Source organism: Nioella sp. MMSF_3534 (assembly GCF_030732985.1).
GTDB lineage: Bacteria > Pseudomonadota > Alphaproteobacteria > Rhodobacterales > Rhodobacteraceae > Nioella.
Genome location: NZ_JASHJX010000062.1, coordinates 1 through 18,144 on the forward strand (window position 1 = coordinate 1; position 18,144 = coordinate 18,144).

Annotated in this window: 15 protein-coding genes and 2 tRNA genes; 6 read left to right on the forward strand and 11 right to left on the reverse strand. The window is 60.9% G+C overall.

Annotated elements, in window-relative coordinates:
- Positions 1 to 84 precede the first annotated feature (84 nt).
- A complete protein-coding gene (locus RBB16_RS18740; protein WP_306047577.1) occupies positions 85 to 2,112 on the forward strand; it encodes a M3 family metallopeptidase in 2,028 nt (675 codons plus the stop codon).
- Positions 2,113 to 2,146: 34 nt separating this feature from the next.
- Here the strand turns inward: RBB16_RS18740 and RBB16_RS18745 are convergent, their stop codons facing one another.
- The gene (locus tag RBB16_RS18745) at positions 2,147 to 3,310 is read right to left on the reverse strand and encodes an alpha-hydroxy acid oxidase (RefSeq protein ID WP_306047578.1); all 1,164 of its coding nucleotides are present in this window, start codon (positions 3,308 to 3,310) and stop codon (positions 2,147 to 2,149) included.
- Between the two features lie 106 nt (positions 3,311 to 3,416).
- Between RBB16_RS18745 and RBB16_RS18750 the strand changes: the two genes are divergently transcribed.
- Positions 3,417 to 3,857, forward strand: coding sequence for a MaoC family dehydratase (locus RBB16_RS18750; protein ID WP_306047579.1), 441 nt, complete (start codon positions 3,417 to 3,419; stop codon positions 3,855 to 3,857).
- Here the strand turns inward: RBB16_RS18750 and RBB16_RS18755 are convergent.
- The gene (locus tag RBB16_RS18755; RefSeq protein ID WP_306047580.1) at positions 3,854 to 3,994 is read right to left on the reverse strand and encodes a hypothetical protein; all 141 of its coding nucleotides are present in this window, start codon (positions 3,992 to 3,994) and stop codon (positions 3,854 to 3,856) included. The genes RBB16_RS18750 and RBB16_RS18755 overlap by 4 nt on opposite strands.
- Positions 3,995 to 3,999: 5 nt before the next feature.
- Positions 4,000 to 4,791 carry a tryptophan synthase subunit alpha gene (trpA, locus tag RBB16_RS18760; protein ID WP_306047581.1) on the reverse strand — a complete coding sequence of 264 codons (792 nt, stop codon included), beginning with the start codon at positions 4,789 to 4,791 and terminating at the stop codon, positions 4,000 to 4,002.
- Between the two features lie 180 nt (positions 4,792 to 4,971).
- On the opposite strand from trpA, the gene RBB16_RS18765 reads away from it, so the two are divergent.
- The 3 genes from RBB16_RS18765 (at position 4,972) to RBB16_RS18775 (ending at position 7,949) form a co-directional block, all read left to right on the forward strand.
- Positions 4,972 to 5,802: a PhzF family phenazine biosynthesis protein gene (locus RBB16_RS18765; protein ID WP_306047582.1), complete on the forward strand. Its 831-nt coding sequence runs from the start codon at positions 4,972 to 4,974 to the stop codon at positions 5,800 to 5,802.
- A gap of 83 nt (positions 5,803 to 5,885) precedes the next feature.
- Complete coding sequence (gene ychF, locus RBB16_RS18770; RefSeq protein WP_306047583.1) at positions 5,886 to 6,983, forward strand: redox-regulated ATPase YchF; 1,098 nt, start codon at positions 5,886 to 5,888, stop codon at positions 6,981 to 6,983.
- A gap of 99 nt (positions 6,984 to 7,082) precedes the next feature.
- Positions 7,083 to 7,949 (forward strand): hypothetical protein, encoded by an 867-nt coding sequence (locus RBB16_RS18775; RefSeq protein ID WP_306047584.1) that lies wholly within the window; start codon positions 7,083 to 7,085, stop codon positions 7,947 to 7,949.
- A 6-nt stretch (positions 7,950 to 7,955) separates the two neighbouring features.
- On the opposite strand, the gene RBB16_RS18780 is transcribed toward RBB16_RS18775, so the two are convergent.
- Positions 7,956 to 8,957 (reverse strand): NADP-dependent oxidoreductase, encoded by a 1,002-nt coding sequence (locus tag RBB16_RS18780; RefSeq protein WP_306047585.1) that lies wholly within the window; start codon positions 8,955 to 8,957, stop codon positions 7,956 to 7,958.
- Between the two features lie 156 nt (positions 8,958 to 9,113).
- On the opposite strand from RBB16_RS18780, the gene RBB16_RS18785 reads away from it, so the two are divergent.
- Positions 9,114 to 9,203 (forward strand) — tRNA-Ser (locus RBB16_RS18785).
- A 201-nt stretch (positions 9,204 to 9,404) separates the two neighbouring features.
- Here the strand turns inward: RBB16_RS18785 and RBB16_RS18790 are convergent.
- From RBB16_RS18790 to RBB16_RS18820, 7 genes are all read right to left on the reverse strand, one after another.
- Positions 9,405 to 9,480, reverse strand: a tRNA-Thr gene (locus RBB16_RS18790).
- A 171-nt stretch (positions 9,481 to 9,651) separates the two neighbouring features.
- On the reverse strand, positions 9,652 to 13,149 hold the full coding sequence (locus tag RBB16_RS18795) for a class I SAM-dependent DNA methyltransferase (protein ID WP_371931268.1): 3,498 nt from the start codon (positions 13,147 to 13,149) through the stop codon (positions 9,652 to 9,654).
- A gap of 333 nt (positions 13,150 to 13,482) precedes the next feature.
- Positions 13,483 to 14,145: a hypothetical protein gene (locus RBB16_RS18800; protein WP_306047587.1), complete on the reverse strand. Its 663-nt coding sequence runs from the start codon at positions 14,143 to 14,145 to the stop codon at positions 13,483 to 13,485.
- Positions 14,146 to 14,790: 645 nt separating this feature from the next.
- Positions 14,791 to 15,282, reverse strand: coding sequence for a hypothetical protein (locus tag RBB16_RS18805; protein WP_306047588.1), 492 nt, complete (start codon positions 15,280 to 15,282; stop codon positions 14,791 to 14,793).
- Positions 15,282 to 16,784 carry a YfjI family protein gene (locus tag RBB16_RS18810; RefSeq protein ID WP_306047589.1) on the reverse strand — a complete coding sequence of 501 codons (1,503 nt, stop codon included), beginning with the start codon at positions 16,782 to 16,784 and terminating at the stop codon, positions 15,282 to 15,284. The genes RBB16_RS18805 and RBB16_RS18810 overlap by 1 nt, the downstream gene beginning before the upstream one ends.
- A complete protein-coding gene (locus RBB16_RS18815; protein ID WP_306047590.1) occupies positions 16,781 to 17,662 on the reverse strand; it encodes a toprim domain-containing protein in 882 nt (293 codons plus the stop codon). The genes RBB16_RS18810 and RBB16_RS18815 overlap by 4 nt, the downstream gene beginning before the upstream one ends.
- A gap of 212 nt (positions 17,663 to 17,874) precedes the next feature.
- Positions 17,875 to 18,066, reverse strand: a complete 192-nt coding sequence (locus RBB16_RS18820; RefSeq protein WP_306047591.1) for an AlpA family transcriptional regulator — start codon at positions 18,064 to 18,066, stop codon at positions 17,875 to 17,877.
- Positions 18,067 to 18,144: the final 78 nt, after the last annotated feature.

Below are 18,144 nucleotides of genomic sequence, written 5' to 3' on the forward strand. Positions count from 1 at the left end.
TTGGAAAAAATACTCCCGCCGGAGGCGTCCCGCCCTCGCCACCCGCGCAGGCCTCGCCTATCTTTCTCCCGAAGGAGACACATAATGACGAACCCGCTTTTGCAGGATTGGGACACAGCTTTCGCCCTGCCACCCTTTGCCCAGATCGAAGACACCCATTTCGCCCCCGCGCTGGACCATGCGCTGGACCAGGGCCGCGCCGCGATCCGGGCCATCGCCGACACCCCCGAGCCGCCCACTTTCGCCAACACGATCGAGGCGCTGGAACGGGCTGACCGGCTGCTCGACCGGGTGGCGGGCGTCTTCTACAACCTCGCGGGGGCCGATGCGACCCCGGCGCGCGAGGCGCTGCAGCGGGACATGGCGCCGAAACTGTCCGCCTATTCCTCGGAAATCACCAACAACCGCGCCCTGTGGGAGAGGATCGACGCGCTCTGGCAGGGCCGCGACGGCCTCGGCCTGACCCCGGAACAGCTGCGCGTTCTCTACCTCACCCATCGCAGCTTCACCCGCGCGGGCGCGGCGCTGGAGGGGGCCGATCGGGACCGGCTGACAGAGGTGAAATCGCGACTTGCGGTTCTGGGCACGCAGTTCACCCAGAACCTGCTGGCCGATGAGCGCAGCTGGTTCATGGAACTGTCCGAGGACGATCTGGACGGCCTGCCGGGCTTCGTGGTGGATGCCGCCCGCGCGGCGGGCAAGGAAAAGCGGGTCGACGGCCCGGTCGTGACGCTCTCGCGGTCGCTCATCGTGCCGTTCCTGCAGTTTTCCCCCCGCCGCGACCTGCGCGAAAAGGCCATGCAGGCCTGGGCCGCGCGCGGCGCGAACGGCGGTGAGACGGACAACCGCGGGATTGCGGCGGAAACGCTGGCGCTGCGTGAGGAACGGGCGCGACTGTTGGGCTATGACAGCTTCGCCGCCTTCAAGCTCGATACGGAGATGGCGGGAAAGCCCGGCAATGTGCGCGATCTCTTGATGCAGGTGTGGGAACCCGCCAAGGCGCAGGCCGAGCGGGACGCGGACCGTCTGACCGAGATGATGCAGGCCGAGGGTGTGAACGGCGATCTGGAGCCATGGGATTGGCGCTACTATTCGGAAAAACGCCGGGTGGCGGAGCATGATCTGGATGAGGCGGAGCTGAAGCCTTATTTCCAGCTCGACAGCATGATCGCGGCGGCGTTCGACTGTGCAAAACGGCTCTTCGGTCTCGACTTCGCGCCGCTTGACGTGCCGATGTATCACCCCGATGTGCGTGTGTGGGAGGTCACCCGTGACGGCCGCCACATGGCGGTGTTCCTCGGCGATTATTTCGCGCGCGGGTCCAAGCGGTCGGGCGCATGGTGTTCGGCGATGCGGTCGCAATCGAAGCTCGATGGTGAGGAGCGGCCCATCGTCGTCAATGTCTGCAACTTCGCCAAACCCGCCGAGGGTGCGCCTGCGCTGCTTTCCTATGACGACGCCCGCACGCTCTTCCATGAATTCGGCCACGCCCTGCACCAGATGCTGTCTGACGTGACCTATGGCTCGATCTCGGGCACCTCGGTGGCGCGCGATTTCGTGGAACTGCCGAGCCAGCTGTATGAGCATTGGCTCGATGTGCCGGAGGTGCTGGAAAAGCACGCCCGCCACGCGGAAACGGGCCAGCCGATGCCCAAGGATTTGCTGGACCGGCTGCTGGCGGCGCGGACCTATGACATGGGGTTCCAGACGGTGGAATATGTGGCCTCGGCTTTGGTCGATCTGGACTTTCACGACGGGGCCGCGCCCGCCGACCCGATGGCGGCGCAGGCGGAAACACTGGCGCGCATCGGCATGCCGCGCGCCATCGTCATGCGCCATGCGACGCCGCAATTCGCGCATGTGTTCTCGGGCGATGGCTATTCCTCGGGCTATTACAGCTACATGTGGTCCGAGGTGATGGATGCCGATGCGTTCGAAGCCTTTGAGGAAGCGGGCGATGTGTTCGATCCGGCAACCGCCCAGAAGTTGGAACGCTTCATCCTGTCAGCAGGCGGCAGTGAGGAGGCCGACGCGCTCTACACCGCCTTCCGGGGCCGGATGCCGGGGGTTGAGGCATTGCTGAAGGGCAGGGGGCTGGACACGGCGGCCTGACGCAAAAGGGCGGCTTTGGTGGCCGCCCTTTTCCTTATTCCCACTCGCCGGAAAACCCCTTGGGCACCAGGATGTTATGCCGCCCGAGATTGGACAGCTGTCGTTCTCCGCACAGCGCCATGTTGGTGTCCAGTTCCTTGTGGATGACCTCCAGCGCCTTGGTGACGCCCTCTTCACCCATGGCACCCAGACCGTAGACGAAAGCGCGCCCGATATAGGTGCCCTTGGCTCCCATAGCGATGGCTTTCAGCACGTCCTGCCCTGACCGGATGCCGCCGTCGATATGCACCTCCACCCGGTCGCCCACGGCGTCCAGGATCGGTTGCAGCATGCGGATGGAGCTGAGCGCCCCGTCGATCTGCCGCCCGCCATGGTTCGACACGATGATTGCATCGGCCCCCAGATCGGCGGCCTTTACCGCGTCCTCGGGGTCGAGGATGCCCTTCAGGATCACCTTGCCGCCCCACATGTCCATCAGTTGCTTGACCCGGTCCCAATCCAGTGCGTGGTCGAATTTCTCCGCCGTCCAAGAGGTCAGCGAGGCGGGATCGGTGATGCCCTCCACATGGCCCACCACGTTGCGGAAGGTGCGGCGCTTGGTGCCGAGCATGCCAAGGCCCCATCGCCACTTGGTCGACAGGTTGATCATGTTGGCGAGCGTGGGTTTCGGCGGGGCCGAGAGGCCGTTCTTGAGGTCCTTGTGCCGCTGGCCGAGCATTTGCAGGTCAAGCGTGATGACCAGCGCCGAACAGCCCGCGTCGCGCGCGCGCCCGATCAGGCGGCGCATGTAGTCGTCATCGGTCAGCGTGTAGACCTGGAACCAGAAGGGTTTGGAGGTGTGTTCAGCCACATCCTCGATGGAACAGATCGAGAGGGTCGAGAGCGTGAAGGGGACGCCGAATTTCTCGGCGGCGCGGGCGGCCTTGATCTCGCCATCGGCGCATTGCATCCCTGTCATGCCCACGGGGGCGAGCGCCACGGGCATGGACACGTCCTGACCAACCATCTTTGTCGCGGTGCTGCGGTTGGTCATGTCGACGGCCACCCGCTGCCGCAGCCGGATCTGGCTGAAATCGCTGATATTTTCGCGGAATGTCTGTTCCGTCCAACTGCCCGATTCCGCGTAGTCGTAGAACATCTTGGGGGTGCGCCGCTTATAGATGCGCTTGAGATCGTCGATATTGGTAATGACGGGCATGGGATCTCCTCCAAGATTGGTGAGAAATTCTTACCAATATGTGCGCGTTTTCACAACGGCCTTTTTCCGGATACTCTGCCGCAGGGGACAAAACGCGGAGGGAGACATGTTTTTCGACGATTTGCCCGTAGGTTACCGGTTCAAGACCGAGGCGCGGACGCTGCCACTGGCCGAGATCGTGGGCTTTGCCCGCAGGTGGGACCCGCAGCCATTCCATACCGATCCCGAGGCGGCGAAGGAGTCCCCCTATGGCGGCATCATCGCCAGCGGGTTCCACACCATCCTGACCGCTTTCGTGCTGACACTGGAGGCGGATGTGTGGAACGAGGCCTCGATGGGGTCACCGGGGCTGGACGAGATGCGGTGGCTGAAGCCGGTCTATCCCGGCGATACGCTGCATGCAGAGGCGGAGGTGATCGGCTCCACCCCGTCGCAGTCACGGCCGGACCGGGGGCGGACGGAAATCCAGTACCGGATCTACAACCAGACCGGCGATGAGGTCGCGAAATACCGCGCGACGCATATCCTCAGGCGGCAGGTGGGTTAGCCGAATGCCGACAGGACGGTGACCAGCCCCGGCAGAAGCGTCGGTGCGCCGGGGGCTGTCGTCGCGATCATGGCGATTGTGCCGGGGGCCGCTGCAATCAGGGCGGGGGCGAAGCTTCCGAGGGAAAGGGCGATCATCGGACTTAAGCCCGATGCGCACCGTCGGCGAGGCCCTTCACGAAGCTCAGCACCTCTGGCACCGGCTTGCCTGCCGCGATTTCGGACACGATGGCGGAGCCGACAACGGCCCCATCCGCGACGGACGCGATGGCCTGAGAGGTCTCGGGTGTGCGGATGCCGAAGCCCACGATCACGGGCAGGTCGGTCTGCGATTTGATGCGCGCGACCTCGGGGGCGACATCGGTCGCCTCGGCGGCGGCGGCGCCCGTGATGCCGGTGATCGAGACGTAGTAGACGAAGCCCGACGTGTTCTGCAGCACCTTGGGCAGGCGCTGATCATCGGTGGTGGGGGTGGCCAGACGGATGAAGTTGAGGCCCGCCTTCTGGGCGGGAATGCACAGCTCTTCATCCTCTTCCGGCGGCAGGTCCACCACGATCAGCCCGTCGATCCCGGCGGCCTTTGCGTCGGTCAGAAACTTGTCCACGCCCCGGCTGTAGATCGGGTTATAGTAGCCCATCAGCACGATCGGGGTCGTGTCGTCGGATTTGCGGAATTCGGCGGCCATATCCAGCGTCTTTTGCAGGGTCTGGCCACCTTCCAGCGCGCGCTGACCGGCCAGCTGGATGGTGGGGCCGTCGGCCATCGGATCGGTGAAGGGCAGGCCAAGCTCGATGATATCGACACCGGCTGCGGGCAGGCCTTTCATGATCTCCAGCGAGGTGGCGTAGTCGGGGTCACCGGCCATGATATAGGACACGAAGGCTTTCTTCCCCTCGGCCTTCAGGGCAGCGAATTTGGCGTCGATCCGGGTCATGGCAGTTCCTCGCAAGTCTTCCGGCCCGGTTTGGCGAATGTGGGCGGGGAAATCAATGCCCTGAATTCACTGGCTCGGCAGGAACATCACCAAATGAAATGGCTCCACTCACATATTCGAATTTGCATCGCGGCTGCGCCGCCGCCAGCTTGAGTGGGCAAGCGACAACAGGAGCATCCAATGACCGTACAGAAGCTGGCCTCGTTCACCCGCGACGGGCAGGGCGGGAACCCTGCGGGTGTCATGATCACGGATCGGCTGCCCGATGGTGCCGACATGCAGCGGATCGCGGTGGAGGTCGGCTATTCGGAAACGGCGTTTGCCGCACCTGAGGGTCCGGGCTGGAGGGTGCGCTATTTCGCACCGGAAGGGGAAGTGCCGTTTTGCGGCCACGCCACGATTGCCCTTGGTGCGGCACTAGGGCAGGCACATGGGGCGGCGGTTTATCCGCTGCATCTGAATGATACGGAAATATCGGTCGAGGCCTATGAAGAGGATGACATCTGGGGCGCGCGACTTGTGTCGCCCACCACGCGTCATTCGGTGGCGGATGAAAGTCTGCTGCAAGAAGCCATGGCCCTCTTTGGGCTGAGGCAAGAAGACCTCGATCCGGCGATCCCGGTGGCGAAGGTGCATGGCGGTGCGGATCATCTGGCCGTGGCGTTGGCGCGCGATGAAAGCGTGACGAGCATGGCCTATGATTTCGACACCGGTGCGGCCTTCATGCAGCGACACGGCTTTGTTACGGTCACCCTCTTTCACCGGGCTGCCCCCGATCTGATTCACGCCCGGAACGCCTTTGCCGGGCATGGCGTTTACGAAGACCCGGCCACCGGAGCCGCCGCAGCCGCACTGGCCGGGTATTTGCGCGATACCGATGTTCAGTCGGGTTCGTTCCGGGTGCTACAAGGACAGGAGATGGGCCGCCCGTCAGAACTCTGGGTTACGCCCCGTGAGGGACGCGGGCAGCCGATTGAGATTTCCGGTCTGACACAGGCCATCACAGATTAGGCGCTCCACGATCCAACGAGCCCGTTGCAGCGCCGTCCCCTTACGCATAGAAGGCGCCGGAACACAGGATGCGGAGGGCCGAGATGGGCTTCAAGATGGGTATTGTCGGGCTGCCGAATGTGGGCAAGTCCACGCTGTTCAACGCACTGACCAAGACGGCGGCGGCGCAGGCGGCGAATTTTCCCTTCTGCACGATCGAGCCCAATGTGGGCGATGTGGCCGTGCCCGACCCGCGGCTGGACAAGCTGGCGGCAATCGCCGGGTCCAAGCAGATCATCCCCGCCCGCATGACATTCGTCGATATCGCGGGGCTGGTGAAGGGCGCATCAAAGGGCGAGGGTCTCGGTAACCAGTTCCTCGCCAATATCCGCGAAACCGATGCCATCGCGCAGGTGCTGCGCTGCTTCGAGGATGACGACATCACGCATGTGGATGGCCGGATCGACCCGATTGCGGATGCCGAGACCATCGAGACCGAGCTGATGCTGGCCGATCTGGAAAGCATCGAGAAGCGTCGCGCGAACCTCGTCCGAAAGCTGAAAGGCAACGACAAGGAGGCGCAGCAGCAGGACCGGCTGCTGGCCGAAGCACAGGCGATGCTGGAAGACGGCAAGCCCGCGCGGCTGGTCGAGGTCAGCGCAGAAGATGCCAAGGCGTGGAAGATGCTGCAGCTTCTGACCACCAAGCCGGTGCTCTATGTCTGCAATGTCGATGAAGGTTCGGCGGCTGAGGGCAATGAATTCTCTGCCAAGGTCGAGGAAATGGCGCGCGAACAGGGCGCTGCCACGGTGATCATCTCGGCCCAGATCGAGGAGGAAATCAGCCAGCTTGATGCCGAAGAGGCCGAGATGTTCCTGGGTGAAATGGGGCTGGAGGAAGCCGGGCTCGACCGGCTGATCCGGGCGGGCTATGGCCTGCTGAACCTTGAAACCTATTTCACCGTCGGCCCGAAAGAGGCCCGCGCCTGGACCATCCGCCGGGGCACCGCCGCCCCGCAGGCCGCAGGCGTCATCCACGGCGATTTCGAACGCGGTTTCATCCGGGCCGAAACCATCGCCTATGACGACTACATCGCCTGCAATGGCGAGGGTGGTGCAAAGGAAGCGGGCAAGATGCGGGTCGAGGGCAAGACCTATACCGTCAAGGATGGCGACGTGCTGCACTTCCTGTTCAACGCCTGATCCCTTTGGCAATTAAGGCAAACTTGCTGCAATTCCTCCTCAATTGTGACGAGATATCAGTCCATTGCCGTCTCGGGGGCACTTGATTGGTGCATAGAGATGGCGGGACTGAATACTATCAGTGCTTTTTGCCTGGACGAATTCGGCGCGGTTACCACAGATTGGGTGCCGCTTGTCAGCGCGACGGTGGGGCTTGGCCTTGCGGTTGCCGGCGTGGTCAGTGGCGGGCTGGAAAGCCTTGCCGGCAGTATTCGTGATACCCTGAATTCCGATATTATCGCGGGAGGATCCGGTGAAGCCTCGGGCGCCGGTTCCGGTGCCGCGGGTGCAGCAGGTGGCGATGACGGGCTGGTCGAGCTGGTCTTCAACGATTTCACCAATGGGGATCAGGGCTGGATCACCATGGCCGACGAGCATGACGACCCGCTGCTCGAAGGCATGCTTGGCCCCTACTACGATCAAAGCGGTGCCCCGGTCTTGCTGAACACCTATTCGTTCGATCCCGATACTGGCTATGCGATGTTCGAGTTCGATCTGACGACCATCGGCAACTGGGAGGCAGCAGACCAGATGCGGCTCTTCGTCAACGGGGTTATGATCGACGCGACGCGGCTGGCGGGTGGCAGCACCAACAGCGTGGCCAGCGATGGATCCGACGAAACACTGGTGTCCTACAACTTTATCGAACGTGAAAGCGTCAATCGCGATGTGACCGAGGAACGGCTGGAAATCGCGGCCGCCTGGTACGAGGCCGAGGCCGATGGCGCCCGCTATGAAGCCATCCGTTCCAACGTGAACACGCAGAGCGAATACACGGTCCAAGTGGTCGTGCAGAACCCGAGCGAGCAGATCCAGTTCGGCATCGGCCGCATCGGCGACGACCCTTATGGCGGCGAGGCCTGGGCCATCGACAATGTGGGCTCCTACGGGTCGGAGATTCTGCCGGTCGAGTTCAACGGCGAATAGACCCGGTCAGTCCACCTTCACGATAAGTTTGCCGGTGTTTTCCCCCCGATAAAGCATCCCGATGGAATCGAGCGCAGCCTCTGGCCCGTCGAGGATGTGTTCCCGCACGCTGATCTTTCCCTCGCGCAGCCAGTCGGCCAAGGCGGTGCGGGCCTCGTGCAGCCTGTCCTTGTAGTCGAAGATCAGGAACCCCTGCATCCGGGCGCGCGCGACCAGCAACTGTCGGTGAACGCGCGGGCCAACGGGCAGCGGATCCCATTCGGTGATTGCTGCCGTGCCGCAGATGGTGATCCGCGCGCCGACCGCGAGCCGCGTCATCACCGCGTCGGAAATCGGCCCGCAGGTATTGTCGAAATAGCAATCCACCCCGTCGGGGCAGGCGGCGGCGACGGCGCTGGCCACGTCCTCGGACTTGTAGTCGATGGCTGCGTCATACCCGAAGTCCTCGCGGCACTGGCGCACCTTCTCGGCCCCGCCCGCAATGCCCACGGTGCGGCAACCGATGACCTTGGCAATCTGCCCCACGGCAGACCCGACAGCCCCCGCAGCGGTCGAGACCACGACCGTATCGCCCGGCTTCGCCGCGCAGGACTCCAGCAGCCCGAAATAGGCGGTGGTGCCATTCAGCCCCATGATCCCGAGCGCGTAGCTGCGCGGCAGGTCGGCCTCGGTCACCTTGCGCCCGATATTGGAGCCATCGCTGATCGCATGAGTCTGCCAGCCCAGAAGCCCCTCGACCACATCGCCCTCGGCATAGTCCGGATGGCGGCTGGCCATGACCTCGCCCACGGCGAAGCTGCGCATGGGGTCACCAAGCGCCACGGGCGGCGAGTAGTTGGGCACGTCATTGGCCCATCCCCGCATCGCAGGGTCCACGGACCAGTGACTGACGCGGATCAGGACCTGCCCTTCGGCCAGCACCGGTACGTCGACCTCCCGGATGGCAAAATGCTCGGGCTTCGGGACACCAACCGGGCGGTTGGCGAGAATGACCTGGGTGTTTTTCATGAGGGGCCTCCTGTCCGGGCGATCCTGCCCGCCCACCCCGCAGAACGCAATCCGCTAACCGAAGATTGCCGCGTTGCCCCCGCGGATATCAAAAGCGCGCCCGCAAAGGCAAATTTCCCCTTGTTCCCCGGTTTGCAGACGGATACACCCGCCAGCGGAGACGTGGCCGAGTGGTCGAAGGCGCTCCCCTGCTAAGGGAGTAGGCCCGGAAGGGTCTCGAGGGTTCGAATCCCTTCGTCTCCGCCATACCTCATTGATTTTATTGGGAAAAATTGGGTTTTTTAGATCCTACCCGCCATACAGCCCGCCATATCAAAAACGCTTGGTTGCAACGCGATGTGCCTAGACGCACTGCGAATCCCGGTCGGTCGCAAAGCGACAATGGTTCGACAGGGGCGTCACTGTGGAAGAGGATTTCGCCTGGAGTGGCCTGTTTGACAGGAAGTCTGGTGCCGGTGATAGGACTCGAACCTACGACCCCATCATTACGAATGACGTGCTCTACCAGCTGAGCTACACCGGCCTGTCGCCCCAAGTAGCATCGCGTCAAGGGGACTGAAAGAAGCTTCGTTCGAGATAGGTGAGGCGAAAGGCCGATATCTGCCCTTTTCCAGAAAATCGAGCGATGTGCGGTGAACCGATGCCGTGCTGCACGAAGGTCAGACTGGGGTGGCCCGCCGCACCGGTGCCGTTGTCAGGTGGCAAATCGGCCTTCCTCCACGATTCGCGCATGCCCCAAGGCCGTGAGGCTTTCCAGAAGTGGCCTGACAGATGTCGCGCGGGCACGCTGAAATTTGCGGGCAACCTGTTCTGGCGTTGCTTCTCCCAGATCGGAAAGAGCGGCTTTTACGGCGGAAATCTGTTCTGGCAGGGTCTTGGGCCATGGGTCTTTCGTGCCAGTGTCCACATGGCCGATATCCATGGTGGTTTGTTCGCCCGCAGCGACTTCTTTCCTTCCGCCTGGGTTCTGGTAGTCCGGTCGCAGCCATCTAACCAACCCGTACGCCTCTTCCGCTGCCCGTTCGTGGTTCAAGTCTACCAGACGGTACAGTATTTCGTCATCCGACAGATCGGCGGGCCAGCCGTAAGCCTCGGCTACTGCCGTATCAATCTGGTCGTGCAGGTCGCGCAGGATGCCGATCAGCCCTTGGTCATAGATTTCGCGGTCCTTCCCCTCGATCCGGTCGCCCGCGCGCAGTTTTTCCAGCACGTTATACATTTGGGTCAGGGTCAGCTTGGGGTGGGCCATTTGTTGGGCTTTCCTGTGCGCGTCGAGTTGCTCGCCCAAGGACCGCAACCGGACCTTTTGCGCCTCGGTGGGGTCAGGGAAGGGGAAGGGGTCGAAGCACTGCCCTTTTGGATAAACTGCATCACCTTCATAAACGCCGATCTTTGCGGCATTTGCGATGGCCCAAATCCAATGGACTCGCGCCGATAACGTCGTGAAATGCCATGCATCATCAAGTGCCATCACGATCAATTTGTTATCTGGTAAAACACCACTATCCAGCAGGCTAAAAATTCGGTGTTTGGCTGTTTCCACTGTCCCGACATATCTTGAAAGGCCGGTCAAAGCGGGCCGCAATTCTTTGCGCGGTTCGCCAAACAGCCACCAGTTCTTGCGATAAGTCTCTCGGTTGTTTTGGTCTCTTTCCGGCTTCACCCTGTCCAGCACACGCTGATAAACAGCTGGAAAACGGCTGCGCACCTCTGCCTCGCTTAACCCGAACAGATCAATCACCATAACACCGCGCGGGGTGGCGGTCAGGTCACGCCCGTTGCGGTATTCGCGGATATGGTTTTCCAGCCCCGGCACGGTGCCAAGCCCCAAGGCGCGGGCCTCGGCTGGGGTGACGATGAAGCCCGCCCCATGCAGTTTGACGCCGGGCGATGAAATTCCCTCATTCGCCTTCAATGGCACCGCCCCTGCCACATCTGCCCCGATCCGCAGATCGGCGAAAATCTTGCCCTTCTCGATTTCGAACCGCACGGGCCGCCCCTCGGCTTCGCTTTCGCCCATGCGTTCCGTTGCAATGGTCAGAAGCCGTCCGGTCGATTTCGCCTTCTCTGCCACGGTCATGGCAATGCGCACGGCGGCCCCGTCGCCAGCATCCACCCAAGGGTGATCAGGTATGGCAAAAACCAGAGACAGCGGGGCTTTCGGGGCGGACAGGTGGGGTGCCAGCACTTTGCGGTTGAAGGTCTGGCGTAGCGAATTCGTGGTGATAAACCCGAACCGGCGCGTGCCCTTTGCCGGGGTCTTGGCGGTCGCGGGTATCCAGCCGCGCGCCGCAAGCGCCGCCTTTTCCCACCAGAACATCACGAAATCCGCACTTTGCGGCATCTTGGGATAGGCCTTCCACAGCGCCTCGGCATAGCCATCACCAAGCGCCTCCCGCATCCGGCTTGCGCCAATGAAGGGCGGGTTGCCCACGATAAAGTCAGCCTCGGGCCATTTGTTGGCGCTGGGCTTGATGTAGTCCAGAACAGGCACCCGCGCCTCGGGGTCTGGCACTTCCTCCCCTGTGACGGGGTGCGTCATCATAGTACGCCCGTCCCAGCGCGTGACAGGTGCGCCGCTCTTGTCAATCCGGGGTTTGGTGCCCTCATGACTCAGCACCGCATCGCGGTTCACGATGTTGCGGAAATCGCGCAAGACAGGCTCCGCAGGGGACGCCTTGCCATGAGTGCGGAAGTGCCATTGTAGATAGCCAATCCACAACACCAGTTCAGCAACCGCCGCCGCCCATGGGTTCAGTTCAAGTCCCAGAAACTGGTGCGGGTCTACGGTATGGCCTGCAAGTGACAGTGGGCTTTGATCTTCCCCGAGTTCCGCCAGAAGCGCCGTTACCTCACCCTCCAGACGCTTCATCAGTTCAAGGGCAACATAAAGGAAGTTGCCTGACCCGCAGGCCGGGTCCAGAACCCGGACTTCGCAAAGGGACGCATGGAAGTCCGCAACGATCTTGCGAGCCTCTTCCAGCTTGTCTTGATTGGCAAGGGTCAGTGCCGCCGCCTGGATATCCCTCCAATCGGCCCGCAAAGGTTCCATGATCGTGGGCACCACAAGGCGCTCCACATATGCGCGGGGGGTGTAGTGCGCCCCTAGCTTATGGCGTTGCCGCTTGTCCAGTGCCCGCTCCAGAAGGGTGCCGAAAATTGCCGGTTCGACTTCACGCCAATCCCTTTCGGCGGCATCAATCAACAGAGACAGTTGAGCCTCAGACAAGGGAAGCGCATCGGCATCCTTGAATAGACCGCCATTGAAGCGCTTCAGATCAATCATGAGCGCCTGAGAAAACCCGCCGGTGTCCATGGTCTGCCACAGCCCCTTGAGCGCTGGGGCGGCATGTTCAGGGTGCCCCCTGAGGCGCTTAAGCAAGTCCGTGAAGCTATCATGCGGGATCAGGTCCACATCTTCCGCGAACATGGTGAAGAGACACCGCATCAGGAATCGCGCTACCGCCTCGGGTTCATGGCCCTGGCCTTCAAATGATCGGCCTAGCGCAGCCAGTCGGTCGGCAACTTCGCGTGTGACCTGTGCACTAATCTTTGAGGGATCAAGCGCGTTGGGGTCTGTCCAGATCAGGCGCAGCCGCTCACGGGTCTTTTCGTCTCGCAGATCCTCAAGGGCGATCCGATAGCGGTTGCCGTCGGGGAATTGGGTGTAGCCCTGACCTTGGCCCGAAAAATCGGCATAGACCTCTATGATGTGCCCCACGTCTACCACCAGAAGGAAGGGCGGCCATCCGTGTTCACGGGAAATGGCGCGGGCATAGCTATCCGCCTGAGCGCGGGCGCGCATCATGGTATCATCCCAACGCCTTGTGCCGCGCGTTCCATGGCCTTTCCGGGTTGCGCTGGGCATGTCCGGCAACAGGGCTACTTGCGCCTCTTCGTCGCCGCCTGAGGCTCCAACGCCTTGCTTTGCCTCCATGACAAAACACCCGGCACGATAAAGATCCATGAAGCCGCGCGATTTGCTGCCCGTGTGAATGAAGGTCACGGGATGCTCAAAGCAATAAGAATTTGCATTCAAGGATTGCGTTGCGGGTGCGGGCTTTGGCACGCCAAGAAGCTCACACAATTCATTCGCAAAGGACTGGAAATTGGCTCGTTCGCTTCCACCAGAAGTCTGCCAGCGAGCAATGAAGTCTTCGATCCGCAAGCCTTTGTCCTGACTACCGTACAAAACTGGTTCAGCGGTATGTCAGCCGCACCAATTCACTAAGCCTTGGGCCTGAAAAGACTGGGGGCGCGCACCGCAATTTAGGCACTAAGTACTCGCCCCCAGCCACCCCCACGCCAGATGGAGAAATTGGGAGGAGACAGGGACTTCTCACGTCAATGAGATTTCAGTTGAGGCAGGGGACCGCCAGTCTCTTTTGCGATTGCCGACCTCGGCACCGGCAATGGCTCAGACGCTCAAGGAAGTGTGAAGGTGCTGCGAAAGATCAATGTACTTCACGAAGAGCCCCCTAACGGCAAGAACCTACAATTTCAAACTGAGACACTACCGAAGGATCTATTCGATTGACAAAATAGTGAAGCTACAGTCGCTGTTCCTATACTGCCCCAGCGCCGTGCCCACGTTCATGCCACCGAAGCCATTCCGTGCGCGATACTGCATTATGATCGTGTGCATCCCATCTTCATCAACTGGGGCTACACGCGTTTCGATATGTTCGAAGCTATCCGGTTCTCTCATACGATCACGAACGGCGTGTCGGAAATCTCTGTGTGATCCATCCCAGGCGCTGAGACAATGGAACCCCCGCCGTCGCTCGTCCTCGCGTTCCTGCTGTTCACGGGCATGACGTTCTGCTTCTACCGCTGCGGCCTCTTCGGCTTCGCGGGCGCGCTCGGCTTCAGCCTCTGCCGCCTGTTGGACGCGTCGCGCTTCCTGTTCGGCGAGTATCGCAGCGCCCTCTGCCGCCCAAACGTCAGGATCGGTGATGCCCGCGTCAAGAGCTTCTCGATAGGTGGTATAGCTTTCAAACCCTGCCTGTGAGGCGATCGAGTTTTGATAGATACCCCCCCCTAGGGCGGCGGCTATGAAAACTACAAATGAGACGCCTATGACCTTCACGCCTCGCATCCGTCGGCCCTTCCTAAAGACGGCCACGAAAAGTCCATAGGAGAACGCACAGAGCGCTAGTAGGGCGCTAATTAAGATTAGAATCTCCAAGACATCATCCTTTTCTATCTACCCCGTTAACTGCCTTCCGATGTCGTAGATGCAAACGCTCATACTCGACCCACCTTGGTGCGCAAGGGCATGATGAATGTCGCGCGCCCTGTGAACCGCCAGACACTTTTCGCCTTTGAGCAACGAATCCGTGCAAATTGTTGCTCTGATCATCTCACTTGAAGGTGATGCGAGGGTGTTCAAAAAAGTGACTGCTAGCCCCCCTTGCACTTGGGTTGGTCGCCTATAATGGTTCCGAGAGATATGGCATTCCTCTTCAGCTCCTAGAGGAACCTTATTGCTCAAACTAACCCGCTTCGGCGGGTTTTTTTTGTTCGTTTTTTACGCCTTATAGGCTAGGTCCGTCTTGAGGGGCGCTACGCTATCTGAACGGGGTTCGTTCGCAAGTTGGGCCTTCCCGGTCCACCCCCCATGCGGTTTGGTAAGGGGCATCCTTCGCCGGGCGTGAGTCAAGGGTCGCATTCAGTTTCTCAGTTCTCTGGAAATCCAAAGCACAATATTAGTGCAAGACAAGGGGGGATGCCAATTTGGGGAGAATAACCAAACGGTGGGTTTTGCGAGGCAAAAAACTCCGAGATATCGGGCGGTCCTTGCCTCGCATCTAATTTGAACAAAACACGGTCCCTAAATGCCACTGGGCTTGCCGTAAAACGACACCCGCCCGCTTTGATGGAAGGTGACGACAATACCGTCGCCTATCGCAATGCTGACCTGTCTATAGCGGGGCTTGAGTGCATCCCCATCGAAGTAGTCTGTCCATTCATCCGGCAACACAAAGACCCTGAGCGCAGCCATCCAGGTTGCCCGGTCGCGAGCAACACCTTCCTGTTCTTGCAACCTCACAGCCCATTCCTTGAACAGGGTGATCTGTTCGGAAGCGGGGGGATTCCCCGCTGCATTCTTGTCAGGTTTTGCGGCAGTATCCCCTGCGACTTTCGCGACATTGCGACACTTGGGGACCGACGCTTCTTTTGCCCTGTGCACAGGGGGCGTTGCGACACTCGCGACTTCTGCGACGAATTGGGGCGTTTCTCTTTCTTGTGTCGCTGGTGTCGCGGTTGTCGCAAGGGGTGAGCCTCTGATTTCTGCAAGCGCGGCCTTCACATCAAACCACATCAGCGCACTCCCTTCACGATAGACCAAGCCTTGGCTCGGGCGATTCCACGCACAACGGTTCCCTCGGGTAGCGGGGCAATCCACCCGTGCTGTTCAAGAATGCCCAGCGCGGCTTTCGCCTTTGGGCTTTCGCGCAATGAGTTTGGCCCAAGTCGCACAACGTCACGTACCGTGATCTCGGCGTGATCCCAGTTTTCCAAAAGCCATCTGCGCAAGGTTTCGGCTAGGCTGATTTCTCGGCTGAACTTTGATGCACTCGACAAGCGTACCGCTTCGGAGAGATAGAATTGAGCAAGCGCAATACCATCGGCCATGTTTCGCGCAAGCACGTGTTGGGCGTCAAGGTCGTGCCAAAGGGTAAACACCCCCGCAATGCGTGCGGCCTGTTCCGCCGCCTTCGATGCAAAGCCCGTTACGTTCTCAAGTTCACCACCCGGCGCTTGCGCGGTCTCGATTGCATCCGCAAACCCTACCAGCAACGCGTGGGCCTCTGGGGTCAGCGATAAGGAGCGCGGTTCCAAACTCCGGGTGTCCGGGTCCATCGGCATCGGGGTTTCGAGTATCGCACGCAAGCGTTTCGAGAAATTACGCAACGCCAATTCATCTTGCCGGGTATTGGCATGAAGCCGCGTCCCGATTGTCGAATTTGGTTCGCAGATCAGGAACCGTGGGAGGAACCCCGTGTCCACCGCCATCGGGTCAGCCATGAATGAGCGGGCAACAGTCGGCTGCACCATCAGGTGAATCGCCAGCCTGCGATCAAAGAGCGTATATGCTCCATCCCCTTGCCGTGTCCGCCGAATTGGATTGCCCTGCCACAGGTCATTCAAAGCCGCCAGCGTCTTTTGCCGGTTTTCTGAGTTCATGGCATGGCCGCCCAGGAATTGCCCGCCTTCATCAGAAAATATCCCAAGTGACGGCTGCCCGGTCGCGAAGAGGCGGGTCAGCCCCTCAAAGGTCGGCTCAGACACCGTGCGCTCATAGCTTGGTGGGGCTGCTGGTTCGGGCCCAATCGCGTTCAAATCAGCCTGCGCTTCGGTTTTCTTTTCCCCTTTGCCTCTCTTGGCTTCGAGAAGAATACCGTCGCGCTTTCCTTTCCATAGCGCATGTTCGTTTTCCCAATGCTGCATCACTTCGCGCTGGGCTTTTGCTTTGACTTTTTCGTGGTCGCGAAGAGCTGTCATGAACGGACCATCACAGCTGGTTTTCCGTTCCCCGCTTTTGGCTATGGTCAAGGCATAGAGGGACACAGGACGCGGCCCGCCCAGCGTCTCTACATTCGCAAAGCCCTGCACTGCCAGCGATGCCACTGCTAGAGCGGACGCCGCCGGAATAGCTATCGGGGCCTGCACCTTGCCTTGCACGGCTTCGACTGCGTCACGAAGTGGTCCCAAGTGTTCAACCGGATAATCCTTGCCGGGGGTGATCTCCCCCACCAGCGGTTGCGGACCCTCTGGGCTGAAAGCCGTTTCGCGGGGATGAAGCGCTGTGTTCATGTTCATGCGCGCCCCTCTTTCGCGTTGATCAAATCATTCCAGTCGCGACCGTTCGGTGCAGGCAAAAGGCTTACCTGCCAGCCAAGCGCACAGGCGCGTTCCGCAAGCGCGTTCCCGGCTTCATGGCCCGCCGCGTCGCCATCTGTTGCGATGGTCAATCGCCCGGCGCGTTCTGGAAGGTGCAGCCCGCGCATCCCCGATGTGGACAGCGCCGCCCATATAGTTGCAGGGCGGCGCAGAAGGCCGCTGGCAAGGCTCAAACCAGTTTCGATGCCCTCACACACCACCAGCCGCCCATCGCACTCAGTGAGCCTGACAGCGCCCCCTGACACGGCACCAAGCATCATCTTATTCGGCTCCAGCGAAGCCTTGCCCGCCCCATCATTGCGCAGATAGGTCCGATGTACCGAAAAGCCTCCGCTGCCCATCACCAGCGCAATCATTGCCGGATATCGCCCGGCGCTTGGGCCATGCCAGCAATCCGGGTGAAAGCGCAGGCTCGGGGGCAAAGGGCATTTGATACCACGGGCGCAAAGGTAGGCCTCGGCAAACGTGCCTTGGATTGGGCGCGCCTCTTTCCAGACACGGGCCGCCTGTTCTGTTTTCCGCTGGTTTTGCGCCTTTCGCTCCGCCTCGTAGGTCGCGACGGCTTCCCGGTCAGGGGGGCAATGTGCACCCCTCCTTAGGCCAGCCGCCGCAAGTATGTCGGCAAATGCGCAGCTGCTCTTGTGACAGTGGAACAATACGCGGCCCGCCTCCAACTTGATTGCCAGTGCCTTTTGGGCAGGCGCGCCCTCAGGTTGGCATACCGGGCATGGGGCATTACCCGTGTTTCCCCGCCAAATACCGCCAAGGGCTGATTTCAGTTCGGTTGCACTGGTCATAGGGCTTCCCCCTTCATGCGGGCATCGGACCGGCCCGCTTCATAGTGTTCCACTTGATGTGCGCTCAGGACGCACTTCTCCATTCGGCCCAAAGCCGTTTTTCTATTCATTCAGTATCCTTTCAGGATTGAATGCCCCGGCGGGGTCGGCTATCGGGGGCTATTCCCTCCCACGAAATCAGCCGTTCCCCCGCCTTGGGGCGGTTGGTTTCGTTACAGGGCCGCCGCTTTCGCGCGGCCCTCTTCCCAAGCTTCGATCTCAGACAGCTTCCAGCGCGTACATTGCGCCGACAACTTCACCGATTTCGGGAAAGTTGGGTCTGCTTTCGCCCAGCGCCACGGGGTGACACGATGCACACCATACCGCGCCGCAATCTGTTCCGCGCTCAAATAGGTCTCTGCCATTCTAGGCTCAGGACCCATTGATTTCCGTCTGGCGGCATGATTCACGGCTCGAAAAAACGAGCGGTAACATGTCTGATC